Annotated in this window: 1 protein-coding gene; it reads left to right on the top strand. The window is 64.6% G+C overall.

Annotated features, from left to right (window positions below; translation table 11 throughout):
* Window positions 1-378, top strand: a 378-nt coding sequence (locus Q8X48_RS29875; RefSeq protein WP_407802817.1) for a VCBS domain-containing protein, incomplete at both ends; no start/stop codon positions are given.

Genomic DNA, 378 nt, shown 5'->3' with positions numbered 1-378 from the left:
TCTCCTACACCGTGGTGGCCAGCGACGACAGCGGCGCAGGGAATGCGACCTCGGCACCGCAGACGGTGACGATCACCCTGACCGGGACCAACGACCAGCCGACGCTGACCATCGACGACACGACCGGCGCGATGAGCGAAGGTAATGGCACAGCCACGCTGAGCGACAGCGGGGCGCTGAGCTTTGCCGATCTGGACAGCAACGACATCGTGACGGTCAGCCAGACCGCCAACAACGACATCGCCTGGAGTGGCGGCACCCTCGGTGCGGCGCAAGCCGCGGCACTGGTGGCCGGCTTCTCGGTCGATCAAACCGGCTGGAACTACAGCAGCAGCGAGAACCTGGACTTCCTGAGCGTTGGTGAAACCATCAGCTTCT

Source organism: Pseudomonas sp. QLc11A (assembly GCF_052112305.1).
Lineage (GTDB): Bacteria > Pseudomonadota > Gammaproteobacteria > Pseudomonadales > Pseudomonadaceae > Aquipseudomonas > Aquipseudomonas laurylsulfatiphila.
Note: the sequence above shows the minus strand (reverse complement) of the source record. Positions and strands in the feature narration are given on the sequence as shown.